The 15,439-nt window shown below is 69.4% G+C and carries 17 protein-coding genes; 8 read left to right on the forward strand and 9 right to left on the reverse strand.

Translation table 11 applies throughout. The annotated features are described in order from the left end of the window. Positions 1-4 precede the first annotated feature (4 nt). From ACFWSK_RS12930 to ACFWSK_RS12940, 3 genes are all read right to left on the reverse strand, one after another. A complete protein-coding gene (locus ACFWSK_RS12930; RefSeq protein WP_383784121.1) occupies positions 5-394 on the reverse strand; it encodes a hypothetical protein in 390 nt (129 codons plus the stop codon). Between the two features lie 84 nt (positions 395-478). Then, positions 479-838 carry a PASTA domain-containing protein gene (locus tag ACFWSK_RS12935; RefSeq protein WP_383784123.1) on the reverse strand — a complete coding sequence of 120 codons (360 nt, stop codon included), beginning with the start codon at positions 836-838 and terminating at the stop codon, positions 479-481. 608 nt (positions 839-1,446) lie between these two features. Continuing rightward, positions 1,447-3,687 carry a transglycosylase domain-containing protein gene (locus ACFWSK_RS12940; protein ID WP_383784127.1) on the reverse strand — a complete coding sequence of 747 codons (2,241 nt, stop codon included), beginning with the start codon at positions 3,685-3,687 and terminating at the stop codon, positions 1,447-1,449. 406 nt (positions 3,688-4,093) lie between these two features. Here ACFWSK_RS12940 and ACFWSK_RS12945 point away from each other — a divergent pair, with 406 nt between their 5' ends. Beyond that, positions 4,094-4,444 (forward strand): WhiB family transcriptional regulator, encoded by a 351-nt coding sequence (locus tag ACFWSK_RS12945; RefSeq protein WP_185299971.1) that lies wholly within the window; start codon positions 4,094-4,096, stop codon positions 4,442-4,444. A 44-nt stretch (positions 4,445-4,488) separates the two neighbouring features. On the opposite strand, the gene ACFWSK_RS12950 is transcribed toward ACFWSK_RS12945, so the two are convergent. Then, positions 4,489-5,928 carry an ArsA family ATPase gene (locus ACFWSK_RS12950; RefSeq protein ID WP_383784130.1) on the reverse strand — a complete coding sequence of 480 codons (1,440 nt, stop codon included), beginning with the start codon at positions 5,926-5,928 and terminating at the stop codon, positions 4,489-4,491. Next, positions 5,925-6,899 (reverse strand): ArsA family ATPase, encoded by a 975-nt coding sequence (locus tag ACFWSK_RS12955; protein ID WP_383784133.1) that lies wholly within the window; start codon positions 6,897-6,899, stop codon positions 5,925-5,927. The genes ACFWSK_RS12950 and ACFWSK_RS12955 overlap by 4 nt, the downstream gene beginning before the upstream one ends. Before the next feature lie 72 nt (positions 6,900-6,971). Between ACFWSK_RS12955 and ACFWSK_RS12960 the strand changes: the two genes are divergently transcribed. From ACFWSK_RS12960 to ACFWSK_RS12975, 4 genes are all read left to right on the forward strand, one after another. Continuing rightward, positions 6,972-7,130 (forward strand): DUF4177 domain-containing protein, encoded by a 159-nt coding sequence (locus ACFWSK_RS12960; protein WP_019992579.1) that lies wholly within the window; start codon positions 6,972-6,974, stop codon positions 7,128-7,130. Further along, on the forward strand, positions 7,130-7,600 hold the full coding sequence (locus ACFWSK_RS12965; RefSeq protein ID WP_383784136.1) for a RidA family protein: 471 nt from the start codon (positions 7,130-7,132) through the stop codon (positions 7,598-7,600). The genes ACFWSK_RS12960 and ACFWSK_RS12965 overlap by 1 nt, the downstream gene beginning before the upstream one ends. Before the next feature lie 157 nt (positions 7,601-7,757). Beyond that, positions 7,758-8,651 (forward strand): NUDIX hydrolase, encoded by an 894-nt coding sequence (locus tag ACFWSK_RS12970; RefSeq protein ID WP_383784139.1) that lies wholly within the window; start codon positions 7,758-7,760, stop codon positions 8,649-8,651. Beyond that, positions 8,648-9,478 carry an MBL fold metallo-hydrolase gene (locus ACFWSK_RS12975; protein ID WP_383784141.1) on the forward strand — a complete coding sequence of 277 codons (831 nt, stop codon included), beginning with the start codon at positions 8,648-8,650 and terminating at the stop codon, positions 9,476-9,478. The genes ACFWSK_RS12970 and ACFWSK_RS12975 overlap by 4 nt, the downstream gene beginning before the upstream one ends. A gap of 130 nt (positions 9,479-9,608) precedes the next feature. Here ACFWSK_RS12975 and ACFWSK_RS12980 read toward each other — a convergent pair whose 3' ends face one another. Then, a complete protein-coding gene (locus ACFWSK_RS12980; RefSeq protein WP_014046869.1) occupies positions 9,609-10,283 on the reverse strand; it encodes a Crp/Fnr family transcriptional regulator in 675 nt (224 codons plus the stop codon). Positions 10,284-10,620: 337 nt separating this feature from the next. Between ACFWSK_RS12980 and nth the strand changes: the two genes are divergently transcribed. The 3 genes from nth to ACFWSK_RS12995 all read left to right on the forward strand — a co-directional run bounded on the left by nth (position 10,621) and on the right by ACFWSK_RS12995 (position 13,572). After that, the gene (gene nth / locus ACFWSK_RS12985) at positions 10,621-11,427 is read left to right on the forward strand and encodes an endonuclease III (protein WP_383784144.1); all 807 of its coding nucleotides are present in this window, start codon (positions 10,621-10,623) and stop codon (positions 11,425-11,427) included. Between the two features lie 93 nt (positions 11,428-11,520). Beyond that, on the forward strand, positions 11,521-12,273 hold the full coding sequence (locus tag ACFWSK_RS12990; RefSeq protein ID WP_383784147.1) for an NUDIX hydrolase: 753 nt from the start codon (positions 11,521-11,523) through the stop codon (positions 12,271-12,273). A gap of 99 nt (positions 12,274-12,372) precedes the next feature. Further along, positions 12,373-13,572: a MarP family serine protease gene (locus tag ACFWSK_RS12995; RefSeq protein ID WP_383784150.1), complete on the forward strand. Its 1,200-nt coding sequence runs from the start codon at positions 12,373-12,375 to the stop codon at positions 13,570-13,572. Between the two features lie 33 nt (positions 13,573-13,605). Here ACFWSK_RS12995 and ACFWSK_RS13000 read toward each other — a convergent pair whose 3' ends face one another. The 3 genes from ACFWSK_RS13000 to ACFWSK_RS13010 form a co-directional block, all read right to left on the reverse strand. Continuing rightward, positions 13,606-13,809 (reverse strand): hypothetical protein, encoded by a 204-nt coding sequence (locus ACFWSK_RS13000; RefSeq protein WP_383784152.1) that lies wholly within the window; start codon positions 13,807-13,809, stop codon positions 13,606-13,608. A gap of 105 nt (positions 13,810-13,914) precedes the next feature. Continuing rightward, positions 13,915-14,892 (reverse strand): alpha/beta fold hydrolase, encoded by a 978-nt coding sequence (locus tag ACFWSK_RS13005; RefSeq protein WP_383784155.1) that lies wholly within the window; start codon positions 14,890-14,892, stop codon positions 13,915-13,917. After that, entirely contained in the window at positions 14,889-15,419 is a 531-nt protein-coding gene (locus ACFWSK_RS13010) for a phage holin family protein (RefSeq protein ID WP_383784158.1), read from the reverse strand. Before ACFWSK_RS13010 ends, ACFWSK_RS13005 begins: the two co-directional genes overlap by 4 nt. Positions 15,420-15,439: the final 20 nt, after the last annotated feature.

Genomic DNA, 15,439 nt, shown 5'->3' on the forward strand with positions numbered 1-15,439 from the left:
AGCGTCAGCTGAACGTCGAGACGTGCTCCAGCATGTGGTCGTAGCTGTCCCAGTGGATGCCGCCGGTCACGGTGCCGTCCCAGACGCCGGTGTACGCCACCAGTGCGACGTGACGGTCCTCGGGGAGCGACATGTCCACGTGGCGCGTGGAGCCGGCCGACGTCCGGTTCCAGTAGTAGTACGTGGTGTCCCCCTGCACGACGAGCCGAGCCACGGTCGACTTGCCGTCCGCGACCAGGTCGCTGATGTAGAGGTGCTCGCCATAGGGCTCGAACTTGGCCTTGCCCAGCTGCGAAGCGGTGTAGATGGAGACGGCAGGATCATCGGCCTGTGCCGTGGATGCCGTGATTCCCCCGACGAGCAGAACCGCGGCGGCGATGGTTGTGGCACGCATTGCGTGACGCATATGGATGACCTTTCGGTTGGGGATATCAGCGATGCAGCCCGGTCCGGGCGCTCTGTCTTATTCGGGCTGAATCTACTGAGTGTTTCGACAGGTGGCCGCGATGACCATGACGACTTTCCCGTCAGCCGTGAACGGGCTTCCCGCGGCAGGGGACTGAGAACAGACCCGCCAATTCCGAGCCGCTTGGGCATCGAGTCGCGCGGACGGTTTCTCCTGATCCCGGGCTTTCATCCGGTCGGGCCGGAAACCGGTCGCCGCCATGAGAGCCGCGGCTTCACCGGTTGTTCTGCCCGTGACGTCGGGGACCGGAGGGCGCGGCACGACCGCGCCCCTCTTCGCGGGGCAGGTTTCCGCCGACGGCACCACGAACAGGTCGACCGCACCGAGATCCGGCTTGTCCTCCGTGAAGCACACCTCGTACTTGCGGGTCATCTCCGGCGGTATGTACCTGCCCAGGAAGGTCGCGTCCCGGACCGACAGGCCGAGTCCCGCGGACGTCACGTCGTCCACGACCTCCACGAGAGGTGTCCCCGGCTTCACGCTCCGAAAGCTGCCGCCGCCCTCGGGCGGTGCGGCCCCGGGTGATGACCCGCAGCCTGCGACCAGCGACGAAGAAGCGAGGAGGAAGACAATGGCTCGTGCTGTCCCGATAAATCGCAACCGTCTGAACACCTTTGTTTTTCGTAGGCCCATCAGTGAGCGAGAATTCTGCCGCCCATAAGTTCTCCGCGGCTCTTTCTTCCTCGATCATAGGTGGGGGAGGCGGGTTGCAGCCGGGATAGCGACAAAGATAATCGGAATAAGACCATCCGGTACTGCGCTGGGTGAAATCCAGGGGTCGCAAAGTCGTATGTGGGTGGAATTTATGGATTCGCCGCGCAGGCCGGGCGCCGAGTTTTTCACGAAGAGTCACGTGACCTTGGTCACGTATTCCCGGAAGCGCGAAGAGGGTGCCCCGGGATAATCCCGGGGCACCCTCTTCGTGTTGCTACGCGATCAGCGCCTCCCGCGCACCGGAGTCCGCGGGTCGTGCCGTCAGGTCAGTCCCGGCCGCCGCCGGTACCGTCCCCCCAGCCGCCGTCGCTGCCGCCGACGAGGCCGGGCGGGAAGGTGATGCGGTCGTTGGGCTTGGCGTCGTCCCCACCGCCGCCGTTGCTGTTCTCGTCCCGGTCCTCCATGTCGCCCTTCTCTTCCTTCTCGGGCTTGGTGCTGCCGCGCGGGACCTTGATGTAGTTGAACGCGGGCGTCTCGCCTGCGGTCAGCACCTCGGTCATCGCGGTCCGCCAGATCGGGCCGGGGAGACAGCCACCGCAGACCTTGTCGTAGTACTGGCCGCCGATGGTGATGTTGTACATTCCGCGCTTCTCGCCGACGTCGTCGCCGACCCAGACCGCGGTGGACAGGTTCGGGGTGTAGCCGACGAACCAGGCGTCCTTGCGGTCGTCGGTGGTACCGGTCTTGCCCGCGTTGTCACGGTCGGTGAGGCCGGCCTGGGTGCCGGTGCCGTCCTCGACGACGCCCTTGAGCATCTGGTTGATCATGTCGGCGGTGTTCTGGCTCATCGCCTGGTCGCAGACGGTCTTCGGGACGGGCAGCGACTTGCCGGCCCGCGTGGTGACCGCCTCGATGGCGACGGGGGAGCAGTACGTGCCGCGGTTGGCGAAGGCGGCGTAGGTGGAGGCCATGCCCAGCGGGGTGTTCTCCGCGACGCCGAGGGTGACCGACGGGTCCTCGCCGAGCTTCCTGCCCGTACCCGCCTCGTACCCGAGCTTCTTCGCCATGGTGACGGTCTCGCAGAGACCGACCTTCTGCTCCAGCCGCGCGAAGTAGGTGTTGATTGACTTGCCCAGCGCGCTGGTCAGGTCGTAGGGCCCCTTCTCGGACTCGAGCTCGTTCTGCACGGGCCACTGGTCCGAACCGGTCGGGCTGCCGGAGCAGTTCCGGTAGTCGCTCTTCGCCATGCTGATCTTCCACGGGTCGTCATAGACCGTGGTCGGGCTGATGCCCTTCTCCAGCGCGGCCGCCGCGGTGATGGGCTTGAACGTCGAGCCGACCTGGAAGCCGTACGTCGTACCGCCCATCTCGCTGCCCACGGCGAGGTTGATCACCGTCTCGTTCTTGGTGCCGTCGAGCCCGTACGGCCGCGACTGCCCCATCGAGAGGATCTTGCCGGAGCCGGGCTGGACCTGGACGACCGAGGCGGCGACGCCGTCGTCCTTGTTGACGCGGGAGGTGGCCGCCTTGTTGGCCGCCGCCTGCGCCTTGGGGTCGAGCGTGGTCTTGATGGTCAGACCGCCGAGGTCCCACAGCTTCTTCCGCTCGGCCTCGGTCTTGCCGAAGGTCGGGTCGGACAGGACGGTCTTGCGGACGTACGCGCAGAAGAAGCCGGCACCCTCGACGGCGGTGATGCAGCCGCTGCGGGGCTTGCTGACCTTCAGACCGAGCGGAGTGGCCATGGCCTTGTCGGCCTCGGCCTGGGTGATGCTCTTGGTCGCGGCCATGCGCTGCAGCACGGTGTTGCGACGCTTGGTCGCCTCCTGCGCGTCGTTGACCGGGTCGTAGCGGCTCGGCGACTGGACGATGCCGGCCAGCAGCGCGGCTTCCGCCAGTTCCAGGTTCTTCGCGGGCTTGGAGAAGTAGCGCTGGGACGCCGCCTCGATGCCGTACGCCTGCTGCCCGAAGAACGTGATGTTGAGGTAGTTCTCCAGGATCTTCTTCTTGCCGAGCTCTTCCTCGACCTGGATCGCGAACTTGAGCTCGCGGACCTTGCGGCCCAGAGTCTGCTGGGTGGCCTCCAGGACCTTCGCCTGGTCGTCGCCCGCCTCTTCGACGAAGACGTTCTTCACGTACTGCTGGGTGAGGGTCGACGCACCCTGGGCGGCCCCGCCGGCCTGCACGTTGCGGTTCATCGCACGCAGGATGCCCTTGAGGTCGACGGCCCCGTGCTCGTAGAAGCGCGAGTCCTCGATCGCGATGATCGCGTCCTGCATGTACGGGGAGATGTCCTTGAGCGGGACGACGGTCCGGTCGCGCGAGTAGTCGGTCGCGATGAGGCCGCCGTTGTTGTCCAGGATCTTGGTGCGCTGACTGAGCGGTGGCGTCTTGAGGTTGGAAGGGATTTCGTCGAATCCCTCGACCGTCCCCTTGGCCGCGAGGCCGAGCACTCCGGCTGCCGGCAGTGCGATACCTGCCAGGACAGCTCCGGATAGTGCGGCGACACCGAGGAACTTGGCGGCCTGCTGGGTCGTCGTGAGACCCCCGCCCGAGCGCTTCTTTGGCATGGGGGCAGCCTACGTTCTCATTCGCCGGACAGGCGTATATGCGTTGGCCTAAGCTGCTCTCAACTGTCACAGCAGTCCGGTTTCGTTGCAACCCCCGTGCAGTTCCAGCCATCTTCGTACGCACTGTCTCCGCGACCCGAGGCGTTCCCGAATTCGCCCTGCGTGTCATGGAATGCCCACTGCGACTTAGGCGTAATGCCTCGCTTTGAGGGTGATGGTCTCGTATGTCCTCACCTCACTCCTCTGGGTGATCTGCCGCGTACGCATAGTCCGTTCGGGCCATCGAAGATTGGGCCCGAAGGGGGTGTTGTGGTGTCGCTGCCTTCCGTAACGTCCTCAACTGGTGGCGGTGAATATGCCGCCGCCGCCGTGGGGGAGCCTCGATTCGGGAGAGGACGGCGCCGGCATGGGCTGGGTAACCGACTGGAGTGCGCAGGCAGCCTGCCGCACTACCGATCCGGATGAACTGTTCGTACAAGGGGCAGCGCAGAACAGGGCCAAGGCGGTGTGCACCGGTTGTCCGGTGCGGACCGAGTGCCTGGCCGATGCGCTGGACAATCGCGTCGAATTCGGCGTGTGGGGCGGAATGACGGAGCGGGAGCGCCGCGCACTGCTGCGCCGACGACCCACCGTCACGTCCTGGCGCCGCCTGCTGGAGACCGCTCGCAGTGAATACGAGCAGTCGACGGGCATCCTGCCCGCGGCGGTCGGCCTGGACGACGACGTACTGCACGAGACGTACGCCGCCGTGGGGTAGGCGTACGAGCCCGTGCCCCGTGCGGGGTCACGGGCGGGTAGGGCCTAGGCAGCTCCGGCCGGAGCGGAAACGGAACCGGCCGCGAGCCGGTCTCCGATGGCTCGGAGACCCGCGAGGTCATGTACATCGCCGGGCAGCGCGGCCACTTCGGTGACGGCGACCTCGGGGTGGAGCGCGGTGAAGCGGTCCCGAGTGCGCTTTTCGCGCGCGACGACCTGCATGCGCTCGGCGTGCAGCCGCAGCAGACCTGCGGTCAGCTGCTCGACCGAGTACTCGGCGGATACGGAATCGGAGGAAGCGGCGGTAGCGGAAGCGGAATGCGCGTCCGTCGGCGGCTCCGACTGCTCGTGCGGTTCTCGGGAATCACGCTCATCGTGCGACTGGTGCGGCTCGTGCTGTTCATTCGGCTCATGCGACGCGTGCGGCTCGTCGTTCTCGTCGGGGGGCAGCGGTGTGCCGGCGGCTTCGGGAGAGGCGCCCGCCGGGTCCACCTGGTCACTGAGGCCAGCCTTCCCGGTCGTCTGATCCACAATGCCGCCCTCTTCAAGATTTTCCGCGGCGGCCAGTGCGCGCTCCGCGGACAGCCGCGAAGCCTCGCTGCCGTGCACCCGGTTGAGCACCAGACCGGCCAGGGGCATCTCCTCCGCGGCCAGCCGCTCCACGAAGTACGCGGCCTCGCGCAGTGCGTCCCGCTCCGGCGTCGCGACGACGAGGAACGCCGTGCCGGGCGCCTGGAGCAGCTTGTACGTGGCATCGGCCCGGGTACGGAAGCCGCCGAACATCGAGTCCATCGCGGCGACGAAGGTCTGTACGTCCCGGAGGAACTGACCGCCCAGCAGCTTGCCGAGCGTCCCCGTCATCATCGACATGCCGACATTGAGGAATTTCATCCCCGCCCGGCCGCCGATCTTCGCCGGAGCCACCAGCAGCCGGATGAACTTGCCGTCCAGGAACGAACCGAGGCGCTTCGGCGCGTCCAGGAAGTCCAGCGCGGAGCGCGAGGGCGGCGTGTCGACGATGATCAGGTCCCACTCGTCGCGCGCCCTCAGCTGCCCCAGCTTCTCCATCGCCATGTACTCCTGCGTGCCCGCGAAGCCGGCCGACAGGGACTGGTAGAAGGGGTTCTCCAGGATCGCGCGGGCCCGGGCGGCATCGGTGTGCGCCTCGACGGTCTCGTCGAAGGTCCGCTTCATGTCGAGCATCATGGCGTGCAGTTCGCCGCCGCCCGCGCCGTCGATGTCCTCGACCCGGCGGGGGATGTTGTCCAGCTGGTCGATGCCCATGGACTGGGCGAGCCGGCGGGCCGGGTCGATGGTGAGGACCACCGCCTTGCGCCCACGCTCGGCGGCCCGTACGCCGAGCGCCGCGGCCGTCGTGGTCTTGCCGACCCCGCCCGATCCGCAGCACACGACGATCCGGATCCCCGGGTCGTCCAGGAGTGCGTCCGTGTCCAGCCCCGCTGCGACGTCCGAGCCCAGCGTCATGACCCCACCTCTTCCCCTGCGCCCTGTTTACGGAGCTCGGCCGCCAGGTCGTACAGCGCGGGGAGATCCACACCCTCGCCGATCAGCGGGAGCTCGGCCGTGGGCAGTTCCAGGCCGGCGAGCACGGCGCGCTGCTCGCGCTCCAGCGAGACCCGCTGCGCGTGCTCGGCCGCCTGCGCGACCAACGGCCGTACGAGTGCGGCCGAGCCGGTCACACCCGCCCGTGTCAGCGTCTTCGCGATCTCCTTGCGACGGGCCCCCGAGGCGGTCCGCAGCGCTTCCTCGTCCAGCAGGTGCGGGCGCACCATGTTCACGATGACCCGGCCCACGGGCAGGTCGGCCGCGCGGAGCTCGGCGATGCCGTCCGCGGTCTCCTGGACCGGCATCTCCTCCAGCAGCGTCACGAGGTGGACCGCCGTCTCCGGGGACTTCAGGACCCGCATGACGGCCTGCGCCTGATTGTGTATCGGGCCGATCTTCGCCAGCCCGGCCACCTCGTCGTTCACATTGAGGAAGCGCGTGATGCGTCCGGTGGGAGGCGCGTCCATGACCACGTGGTCGTAGACGAAACGTCCCCGCTTGTCCTTGCGGCGTACCGCTTCGCACGCCTTGCCGGTCAGCAGGACGTCCCGGACGCCCGGTGCGATGGTGGTGGCGAAGTCGATCGCCCCGAGCTTCTTGAGTGCCCGGCCGGCGCTGCCCAGCTTGTAGAACATCTGGAGGTAGTCGAGGAGGGCGCGCTCGGCGTCGATCGCCAGGGCATGGACCTCCCCGCCGCCCGGCGCGACGGCGATCCTGCGCTCCTCGTAGGGAAGGGCTTCCGACTCGAAGAGCTGGGCGATGCCCTGTCTGCCCTCGACCTCGACGAGGAGGGTGCGCTTCCCCTCGGTCGCGAGGGCGAGCGCGAGGGCGGCGGCGACCGTGGTCTTACCGGTCCCGCCCTTACCGCTGACGACCTGGAACCTGCTCACGTCCTGGAGCCTAACCAGTCATGCCCCGGGCTACGCACGAGACCGTACGTGCCAGGCATTACAGTCGGCCCTATGACCAAGTGGGAATACGCGACCGTGCCCCTTCTCGTGCACGCGACCAAGCAGATTCTGGACACCTGGGGCGAGGACGGCTGGGAGCTCGTCCAGGTCGTGCCCGGCCCGAACAACCCCGAGCAGCTCGTGGCGTACCTGAAGCGGGAGAAGCCGTAGTGGCGGGCGCCGTCGAGGCGCGCCTCGCCGAGCTGGGCCTGACGCTCCCGGGCGTCGTTCCGCCGCTGGCCTCGTACCAGCCGGCCGTGCAGTCCGGGGTGTACGTCTACACCTCCGGTCAGCTGCCGATGGTGGACGGCAAGCTCGCGGTGACCGGCAAGGTCGGCGCCGAGGTCACGCCCGACGAGGCGAAGGAGCTCGCCCGGACGTGCGCGCTCAACGCCCTGGCGGCCGTGAAATCGGTCGCGGGCGACCTGGACCGGATCGCACGGGTCGTGAAGGTCGTGGGCTTCGTCGCCTCAGCCGCCGACTTCACCGGACAGCCGGCCGTGATCAACGGCGCGAGTGAGCTGCTGGGCGCGGTCCTCGGTGACAAGGGCGTGCACGCACGCAGCGCCGTGGGCGTCGCGGTGCTGCCGCTGGACGCGCCGGTGGAGATCGAGGTCCAGGTCGAGCTCGTCGAAGCCTGACCCGTAGCCCGTCCATAGCCGTTCCGGCCCCGCGTGCGAGGGGGCGACGGATGATCCCGCCCGGTCCACGCGACCGGGCGGGATCGTGCGTGTACGGGGCATGTACGGATCACCCGCGACCCTCGAACATCGGGGCGGTTCCGGATAGCCTCCGGCCATGTCCAATGGTCAGTGGTACCCACCGGAATGGCCCGACCGGATCCGGGCCCTCGCCGCAGGCGGGCTGACAGCCGCGACCCCCAGGCGGGCCGCCACCGTGATGCTGCTCCGGGACGCTGCCGCGGACATGGGGGGCGGGCCCGCCGTGCACATGCTGCGCCGCCGCACCTCCATGGCGTTCGCCGGGGGCGCGTACGCCTATCCGGGTGGCGGAGTCGATCCGCGCGACGACGACCACCTGATCGGCTGGGCCGGTCCTTCGCTCGAGCACTGGGCGGCGCGGCTCGGCGTCGCCACGCTCACCGAGGCGCAGGCCATCGTCTGTGCGGCCGTGCGCGAGACGTACGAGGAGGCGGGCGTCCTCCTGGCGGGGCCGACCGCCGGCACGGTCGTCGGCGACACGACGGGGGCGGACTGGGAGGCCGACCGCGAGGCGCTGGTCGCCCGCGAGCTGTCCTTCGCCGAATTCCTGGACCGGCGCGGTCTGCTCCTGCGCTCCGACCTGCTCGGCGCGTGGGCGCGCTGGATCACCCCGGAGTTCGAACCGCGCCGCTACGACACCTGGTTCTTCGTCGCCGCGCTCCCCGAGGGCCAGCGCACCCGCAACGCGTCCACCGAGGCCGACAGGACGGTGTGGATCGCCCCGGGCGAGGCGGCCGACGGCTACGACAGGGGCGAATTGCTGATGATGCCGCCCACCGTGTCCACGCTGCGGACGCTCAGGCCGTACGGGACGGCCGCCGAGGCCCTGAAGGCGGCAGATGCCCAGGACCTCACTCCCGTCCTCGCACAGGCCCGCCTGGAGGGTGACGAGCTGGTTCTGAGCTGGCCGGGACACGACGAGTTCACCAAACACATCCCGGCCGGGAGCACGGGAGGCGAGGGCGCGTGAGCGACGCTGCGGCACTTCCCGGCCAGCCGCGGGGCGGAGTCCTCTCCGGCCCCGCCACCACCCGCACGGTCAACGTCCTCGCCCCAAACGCCTCGGCGATGACACTGGACGGCACCAACACCTGGATCGTGGCCGAGCCCGGCTCGGACCTGGCGGTCGTCATCGACCCCGGCCCGCTGGACGAGGCCCATCTGCGGGCGGTGACCGACACGGTCGAGCGGGCCGGGCGGCGGGTCGCGCTCACCCTCCTCACGCACGGCCACGCCGACCACGCCGAGGGCGCGGCTCGCTTCGCCGAGCTGACCCGGACGAAGGTGCGCGCCCTGGACGCGGCCCTGCGCCTGGGCGACGAGGGGCTGGGGGCGGGCGACGTGATCACCACGGGCGGGCTCGAACTCCGGGTGGTCCCGACCCCCGGGCACACCGCGGACTCGCTCTCCTTCCACCTGCCGGCCGACGGGGCGGTGCTCACCGGCGACACGGTCCTGGGACGCGGTACGTCGATGGTGGCGCACCCGGACGGGCGGCTGGGCGACTACCTCGACTCGCTGCGGCGGCTGCGCTCGCTGACGGTCGACGACGGGGTGCACACCGTCCTGCCTGGCCACGGACCGGTCCTGGAGGACGCGCAGGGGGCGCTCGAGTTCTATCTCGCCCACCGCGCGCACCGCCTGGCCCAGGTGGAGACGGCGGTGGAGTCCGGACACCGGTCGCCGTCGGAGGTGGTGGCGCACGTGTACGCGGACGTGGACCGCTCCCTGTGGCCGGCGGCGGAGCTGTCGGTCCGTGCGCAGATGGACTACCTGACCGAGCACGGGCTCATCTAGGGCATCCCGTTCGGATCATGCCGGGCTCGTGGGGTCCGGCCTGATCCCGGCCAGAGGTCCTGGGGCCCGGGCGACCTGGAACGCGGAAGGGCCCCGCTGTCCGGCAGGGCCCTTCGCGCACAGGTGCGGGTCAGCGCGAGCGCTTCGCCAGCCGCTCCACGTCCAGCAGGATCACGGCGCGCGCCTCCAGGCGCAGCCAGCCGCGTCCCGCGAAGTCAGCGAGCGCCTTGTTGACCGTCTCCCGGGAGGCGCCGACCAGCTGGGCCAGCTCTTCCTGGGTCAGGTCGTGCACGACGTGGATGCCCTCCTCCGACTGCACGCCGAAGCGGCGCGACAGGTCGAGGAGCGCCCGGGCGACACGGCCCGGTACGTCGGAGAAGACCAGGTCGGACATCTGGTCGTTGGTCTTGCGCAGCCGCCGGGCGACAGCGCGCAGGAGCGCGGTGGCCACCTCGGGGCGGGCGTTCAGCCAGGGCTGGAGGTCGCCGTGGCCGAGGCCGAGCAGCTTGACCTCGGTCAGAGCGGTCGCCGTCGCCGTGCGCGGGCCCGGGTCGAAGAGCGAAAGCTCTCCGATGAGCTCACCGGGACCGAGGACGGCCAGCATGTTCTCGCGGCCGTCGGGGGAGGTGCGGTGGAGCTTCACCTTGCCCTCGGTGACCACGTACAGGCGGTCACCCGGGTCACCCTCGTGGAAGAGCGCGTCGCCGCGCGCGAGGGTCACCTCACTCATCGAGGCGCGGAGCTCCGCGGCCTGCTCATCATCGAGCGCCGCGAAAAGCGGGGCGCGCCGCAGAACGTCGTCCACGAGTTCTCTCCTTGTCGGCCTGTTCGGGGAACCGTGGTCCCCATGATGCCGGACGGTAAAACAGTGCGATCAATCACAAACCAGTTTGACGCACGGACGTGCCGGACCGTACGGCAGGGGGCCGATTGGGCGCGGATACGCAGTGACCGGGGCGGATGTCAGTGCCGGGCTCTAGGCTGGCCGGGTGTCCAGAACGCCGGTGAGAGCGCAGGTCGAGGGGGCTGATGGGGTGCCGGAAGGCCCTGATTCCGCTGTGGGCGAACGGTTCGCGCGTCGCCCCAAAAATGCCACAAAACGCCCGGATGAGACGACTGCGGGAAAGCCCGCGACGAAGGCTGTGAAGACGACGAAGACGACGAAGACGACGAAGGCGGCGAAGCCGGAATCGCACCTCGCGATGGTGCGCCGTGCCCGCCGGATCAACCGCGAGCTCGCCGAGGTCTATCCGTACGCCCATCCCGAGCTGGATTTCCGCAATCCCTTCGAGCTTCTCGTCGCCACCGTGCTCTCCGCGCAGACCACGGACCTGCGGGTCAACCAGACCACTCCCGCGCTGTTCGCCGCCTACCCCACCCCCGAGGACATGGCGGCAGCTGTGCCGGAAAGACTGGAGGAGCTGATTCGGCCGACCGGCTTCTTCCGGGCCAAGACCAAGTCGCTGATAGGGCTTTCGGCCGCCATCCGGGACAACTTCGGCGGTGAGGTCCCCGGCCGGCTCGCCGATCTCGTGACGCTGCCCGGCGTGGGCCGCAAGACCGCCAACGTCGTACTGGGCAACGCGTTCGGGGTCCCCGGCATCACGGTGGACACGCATTTCGGCCGACTGGTCCGCCGCTGGAAGTGGACCGACCAGGAGGACCCGGAGAAGGTCGAGGCGGACGTGGCCGCGATCTTCCCGAAGAGCGAGTGGACGATGCTCTCGCACCGTGTGGTCTTCCACGGCCGCCGCGTCTGCCACTCCCGCAAGCCCGCCTGCGGCGCCTGCCCCATCGCCCCGCTCTGCCCTTCGTACGGGGAAGGGGAGACGGACCCGGAGAAGGCGAGAAAGCTCCTGAAGTACGAGATGGGCGGCTATCCGGGCCAGCGTCTCAGCCCTCCGCCCGACTACCCGGGCAAACCGGCACCGCCCCTCGGGGCCGAATGAGGGACGGGCGCAGCCCGAGCCGTACGGAACCGAGCGAAATGGCCCCGGAACGAAATGGCCGATGACAGGCGTTGTGAAACGGAGGGGGTGCATATGACGCACGCACGGAGCACGCGGTCCGCTCCGACTGCCGGGACGGCCACGCCCGCCGATGACGGAACGGGCGCGTCCGACGGCGACTTGGTCCCCGTCACCACCGAGGGGCTGCCCGAGTGGCTCGACCCCGTCGCCCGCGCGGCGCGGACCATCCGGCCCCGGCAGCTCAGCCGCTTCCTGCCGCCCGAGAGCGGCGCGGGCCGTCAGTCCGCCGTCCTGATCCTCTTCGGCGAGGGCGAGCGGGGCCCGGAACTGCTCCTCATGGAGCGCTCCAGCTCCCTGCGCTCCCACGCGGGCCAGTCGTCCTTCCCCGGCGGCGCCCTGGACCCCGAGGACGGTGACCCGGCGACCACGGGGCCACTCAGGGCCGCGCTGCGGGAGGCCGAGGAGGAGACGGGACTCGACCCGCGGGGCGTCCAGCTCTTCGGCGTGCTGCCCCGGCTGTACATCCCGGTGAGCGGCTTCGTGGTGACGCCCGTCCTCGGCTGGTGGCGGGCGCCGAGCCCGGTCGGCGTCGTCGACCCTGCCGAGACGGCCCGGGTCTTCACGGTCCCCGTGGCGGATCTCACGGACCCTGCCAACCGGGTGACCACCGTGTATCCCAGCGGCCATCCGGGCCCGTCGTTCCTGGTCGAATCCGCTCTTGTCTGGGGATTCACGGCCGGTGTGATCGACCGGATTCTGCACTATGCGGGCTGGGAACGCCCGTGGGACCCGACCAGACAGGTGCCGCTCGACTGGCGCCCATGACAGGCTGACTGTTCCATCCCGTGCTGCGCTGCTCCGGCCCGGCCCGGATCCCGTCGGACTGACGACGGGCCAGGTGACGATTCTGCGAGGCTAGAGACGGTGAACGTGCTGGACATCCTGCTGCTGGTCGGCGCCGTGTGGTTCGCGGTCATCGGCTACCGCCAGGGTTTCGTCGTCGGCATCCTGTCGGTGATCGGCTTTCTGGGCGGCGGACTCGTCGCCGTGTATCTGCTGCCCTTCATATGGGACCAGGCGACCGACGGCTCCGAGGTCTCCTCGACGGCCGCCGTCGTCGCGGTCATCATCGTGATCGTGTGCGCCTCCGCGGGCCAGGCGTTCACCACCCACCTGGGCAACAGACTCCGCCGGTACATCACGTGGTCGCCGGCGCGCGCCCTGGACGCGACCGGAGGCTCCCTGGTCAACGTCGTGGCGATGCTCCTGGTCGCCTGGCTGATCGGCTCCGCGCTGGCCGGCACGTCGCTGCCCACGCTCGGCAAGGAGGTCCGGAGTTCCAAGGTCCTCCTCGGTGTCTCGCGTGTGATGCCCGATCAGGCGTCCACCTGGTTCACGGACTTCTCCTCGGTGCTCGCCCAGAACGGCTTCCCGCAGGTCTTCAGTCCGTTCGCCAACGAGCCCATCACCGAGGTCAAGGCCCCGGACCCGGCGCTGGCGGGCAGCCCCGTCGCCGCCCGCGCCATGAAGTCCATCGTCAAGGTCGAGGGCATGGCACCAGGCTGCGGCAAGCTCCTGGAAGGCACCGGCTTCGTGTTCGCGGAACGCCGTGTCATGACCAACGCGCATGTCGTCGGCGGAGTCGACGAGCCGACCGTCCAGATCGGCGGCGAGGGACGGCTGTACGACGCGAAGGTCGTGCTGTACGACTGGCAGCGCGACATCGCCGTACTGGACGTGCCGGATCTCGAAGCCAAGCCCCTGCGCTTCACCGAGAGCGACGCGGAGACGAGCGACGGCGCCATCGTCGCGGGCTTCCCGGAAGGCGGGGACTACGACGTACGGTCCGCGCGGATCCGCGGGCGCATCGACGCCGACGGCCCGGACATCTACCACCGGAGCACCGTCCGCCGCGATGTGTACTCGCTCTACACGACCGTGCGGCAGGGCAACTCCGGTGGCCCGCTGCTCACTCCGGACGGAAGGGTGTACGGAGTGGTGTTCGCCAAGTCCCTCGACGATCCGGACACCGGCTACGCGCTGACGGCAGACGAGATCCGTCCGGACATCGAGCGCGGCCGGAGTGCGAACCAGCAGGTCGACAGCCAGAACTGCGCGCTCTAGGCCCGCGATTCCGGTATGCGGAAGGTGGCTGCGTCATCCACGGGGATGACGCAGCCGCGCGGAGAACCAGCGGGCCCGGCGGCGGAGAATGCGCGGAATTCCAAGCTCGGGATGATGAAAATCATGCACTTCGTGCACCCGGCCCTGCGGGCCGCCCCCCTCATGAGTGCTCGGACCGACCGTTGCGGTCGAGCGGCGGTTGCGTGCTGCGTCACCGAAGTCGTGCGTCCAGCCCATACCCCGACGTCTGCCCGTCACCCAAGGTCGGTAATCGTGCGGGAGTCAGCCAATTGGCCTATGCGGCAGGCAATTGGCTTCTCGTCGCACACGCGCGCCCCTGGACTAGCGGTCGGGCTCGGGATCCTTGAGCCAGTTGATGAGTTCGCTCGAGAAACCCACCGGGTCCTCCTCGTGGGGGAAGTGCCCCAGACCGTCGAAAAGTCGCCAACGGTACGGCGCTTCCACGTACTCGCCGGACCCTGCGGAACTCCGCGTACGGATCGCCGAATCGAGTGAACCGTGCAGATGCAGCGTCGGTACGCGCACCGGCCGCTTCATCCGCCGGTTGAACTGGACGCCGTCCGGCCGGGCCATGGACCGCACCATCCAGCGGTACGGCTCGATCGAGCAGTGCGCCGTCGACGGGATCGACATCGCGCGCCGGTAGACGTCCAGCACCTCGTCGTCGGGGAAGTCCGCGGTACCGGGCCCCGCCCAGTCCGTGATCAGCCGGCCCACGAGGGCCGCGTCGTCCGCGAGGAGCGCGCGTTCAGGCAGCCACGGCCGCTGGAACCCCCAGACGTACGAACCCGCCCGGGACTGCGAGAAGTCGGAAAGCATCGCGGAGCGCCAGCGGCGCGGGTGCGGCATGGAGGACACCACGAGCCGTCGCACCAGCTTCGGCCGCATCACCGCGGCGGTCCAGGCGAGATAGCCGCCCAGGTCATGGCCGACCAGTGCGGCGTCGGGCTCACCGAGCGAGCGGATCACGCCGGTGACGTCGAGGGCCAGGTTGGCCGGGTCGTACCCCCGGGGCGTGCGGTCGCTGCCGCCGACCCCTCGCAGGTCCATGGCCACCGCCCGGAATCCCGCGTCGGCCAGCGCGGTCATCTGGTGGCGCCACGTCCACCAGAACTGCGGGAAGCCGTGCAACAGGAGCACCAGCGGCCCCTCGCCCAGCTCGGCGATGTGGAAGCGCGCGCCGTTGGCCGCCACGTCCCGATGGGTCCATGGACCGTCGAGGCGTACAGGACTGCCGGAACCGGCCGGGCCGAGAGGGCCTGCTGCCGGACCGGACGCGCGGGAATCGGGGACCGTCATGTGGACGAGCGTGCCACAGCTGACGCCTTGTCCTGGACCGAGCGGCTTTCGATGGCCTTGTCCGCGAGGGAGCTGCCCACCGTCGTACGGGCCGTACCGGGCAGGACCTCCGGGCGGGGGTGGGGCTTGACGCCCTGGAGGACGGCGGCGGTCTGCTTGGCCGACGCGATGGACTTCTCCGGCGGCTTGAGCTGTCCGAACTTGACCTTCGCGAGCAGCGCGAAGAGCGCGCCGAGCACGATGTACGCGCCGCCGACGATCAGGAAGCACCAGGCGAGCCCGAGACCGGAGCTGTGGATCCAGTAGGCGAGAGCGAAGCTGAACATGGGGATCGAGGCCAGGAACAGCACCCCCATGATGGCGCCGGCCACACCGCCCACCGCGCCACGCTTCACGTCCTGCCGAAGTTCCGCCTTGGCCAGTGCGATCTCGTCATGCACCAGTGCCGACATCTCGGCCGTTGCCGTAGCAACCAGCTGTCCGAGACTGCGGTCGCCGTTGCCCGCGTAGTTGCCGGGGTCGCTCATCCCTGACTCCCTCTCCTCTT

Source organism: Streptomyces sp. NPDC058620, assembly GCF_042717135.1.
GTDB lineage: Bacteria > Actinomycetota > Actinomycetes > Streptomycetales > Streptomycetaceae > Streptomyces.

Coding starts and splice junctions, on each gene's coding strand:
- ACFWSK_RS12930 (WP_383784121.1), bottom strand. CDS start 394: ATGCGTGCCACAACCATCGCCGCCGCGGTTCTGCTCGTCGGGGGAATC.
- ACFWSK_RS12935 (WP_383784123.1), bottom strand. CDS start 838: ATGACCCGCAAGTACGAGGTGTGCTTCACGGAGGACAAGCCGGATCTC.
- ACFWSK_RS12940 (WP_383784127.1), bottom strand. CDS start 3,687: ATGCCAAAGAAGCGCTCGGGCGGGGGTCTCACGACGACCCAGCAGGCC.
- ACFWSK_RS12945 (WP_185299971.1), top strand. CDS start 4,094: ATGGGCTGGGTAACCGACTGGAGTGCGCAGGCAGCCTGCCGCACTACC.
- ACFWSK_RS12950 (WP_383784130.1), bottom strand. CDS start 5,928: ATGACGCTGGGCTCGGACGTCGCAGCGGGGCTGGACACGGACGCACTC.
- ACFWSK_RS12960 (WP_019992579.1), top strand. CDS start 6,972: ATGACCAAGTGGGAATACGCGACCGTGCCCCTTCTCGTGCACGCGACC.
- ACFWSK_RS12970 (WP_383784139.1), top strand. CDS start 7,758: ATGTCCAATGGTCAGTGGTACCCACCGGAATGGCCCGACCGGATCCGG.
- ACFWSK_RS12990 (WP_383784147.1), top strand. CDS start 11,521: ATGACGCACGCACGGAGCACGCGGTCCGCTCCGACTGCCGGGACGGCC.
- ACFWSK_RS13000 (WP_383784152.1), bottom strand. CDS start 13,809: ATGGGCTGGACGCACGACTTCGGTGACGCAGCACGCAACCGCCGCTCG.
- ACFWSK_RS13005 (WP_383784155.1), bottom strand. CDS start 14,892: ATGACGGTCCCCGATTCCCGCGCGTCCGGTCCGGCAGCAGGCCCTCTC.
- ACFWSK_RS13010 (WP_383784158.1), bottom strand. CDS start 15,419: ATGAGCGACCCCGGCAACTACGCGGGCAACGGCGACCGCAGTCTCGGA.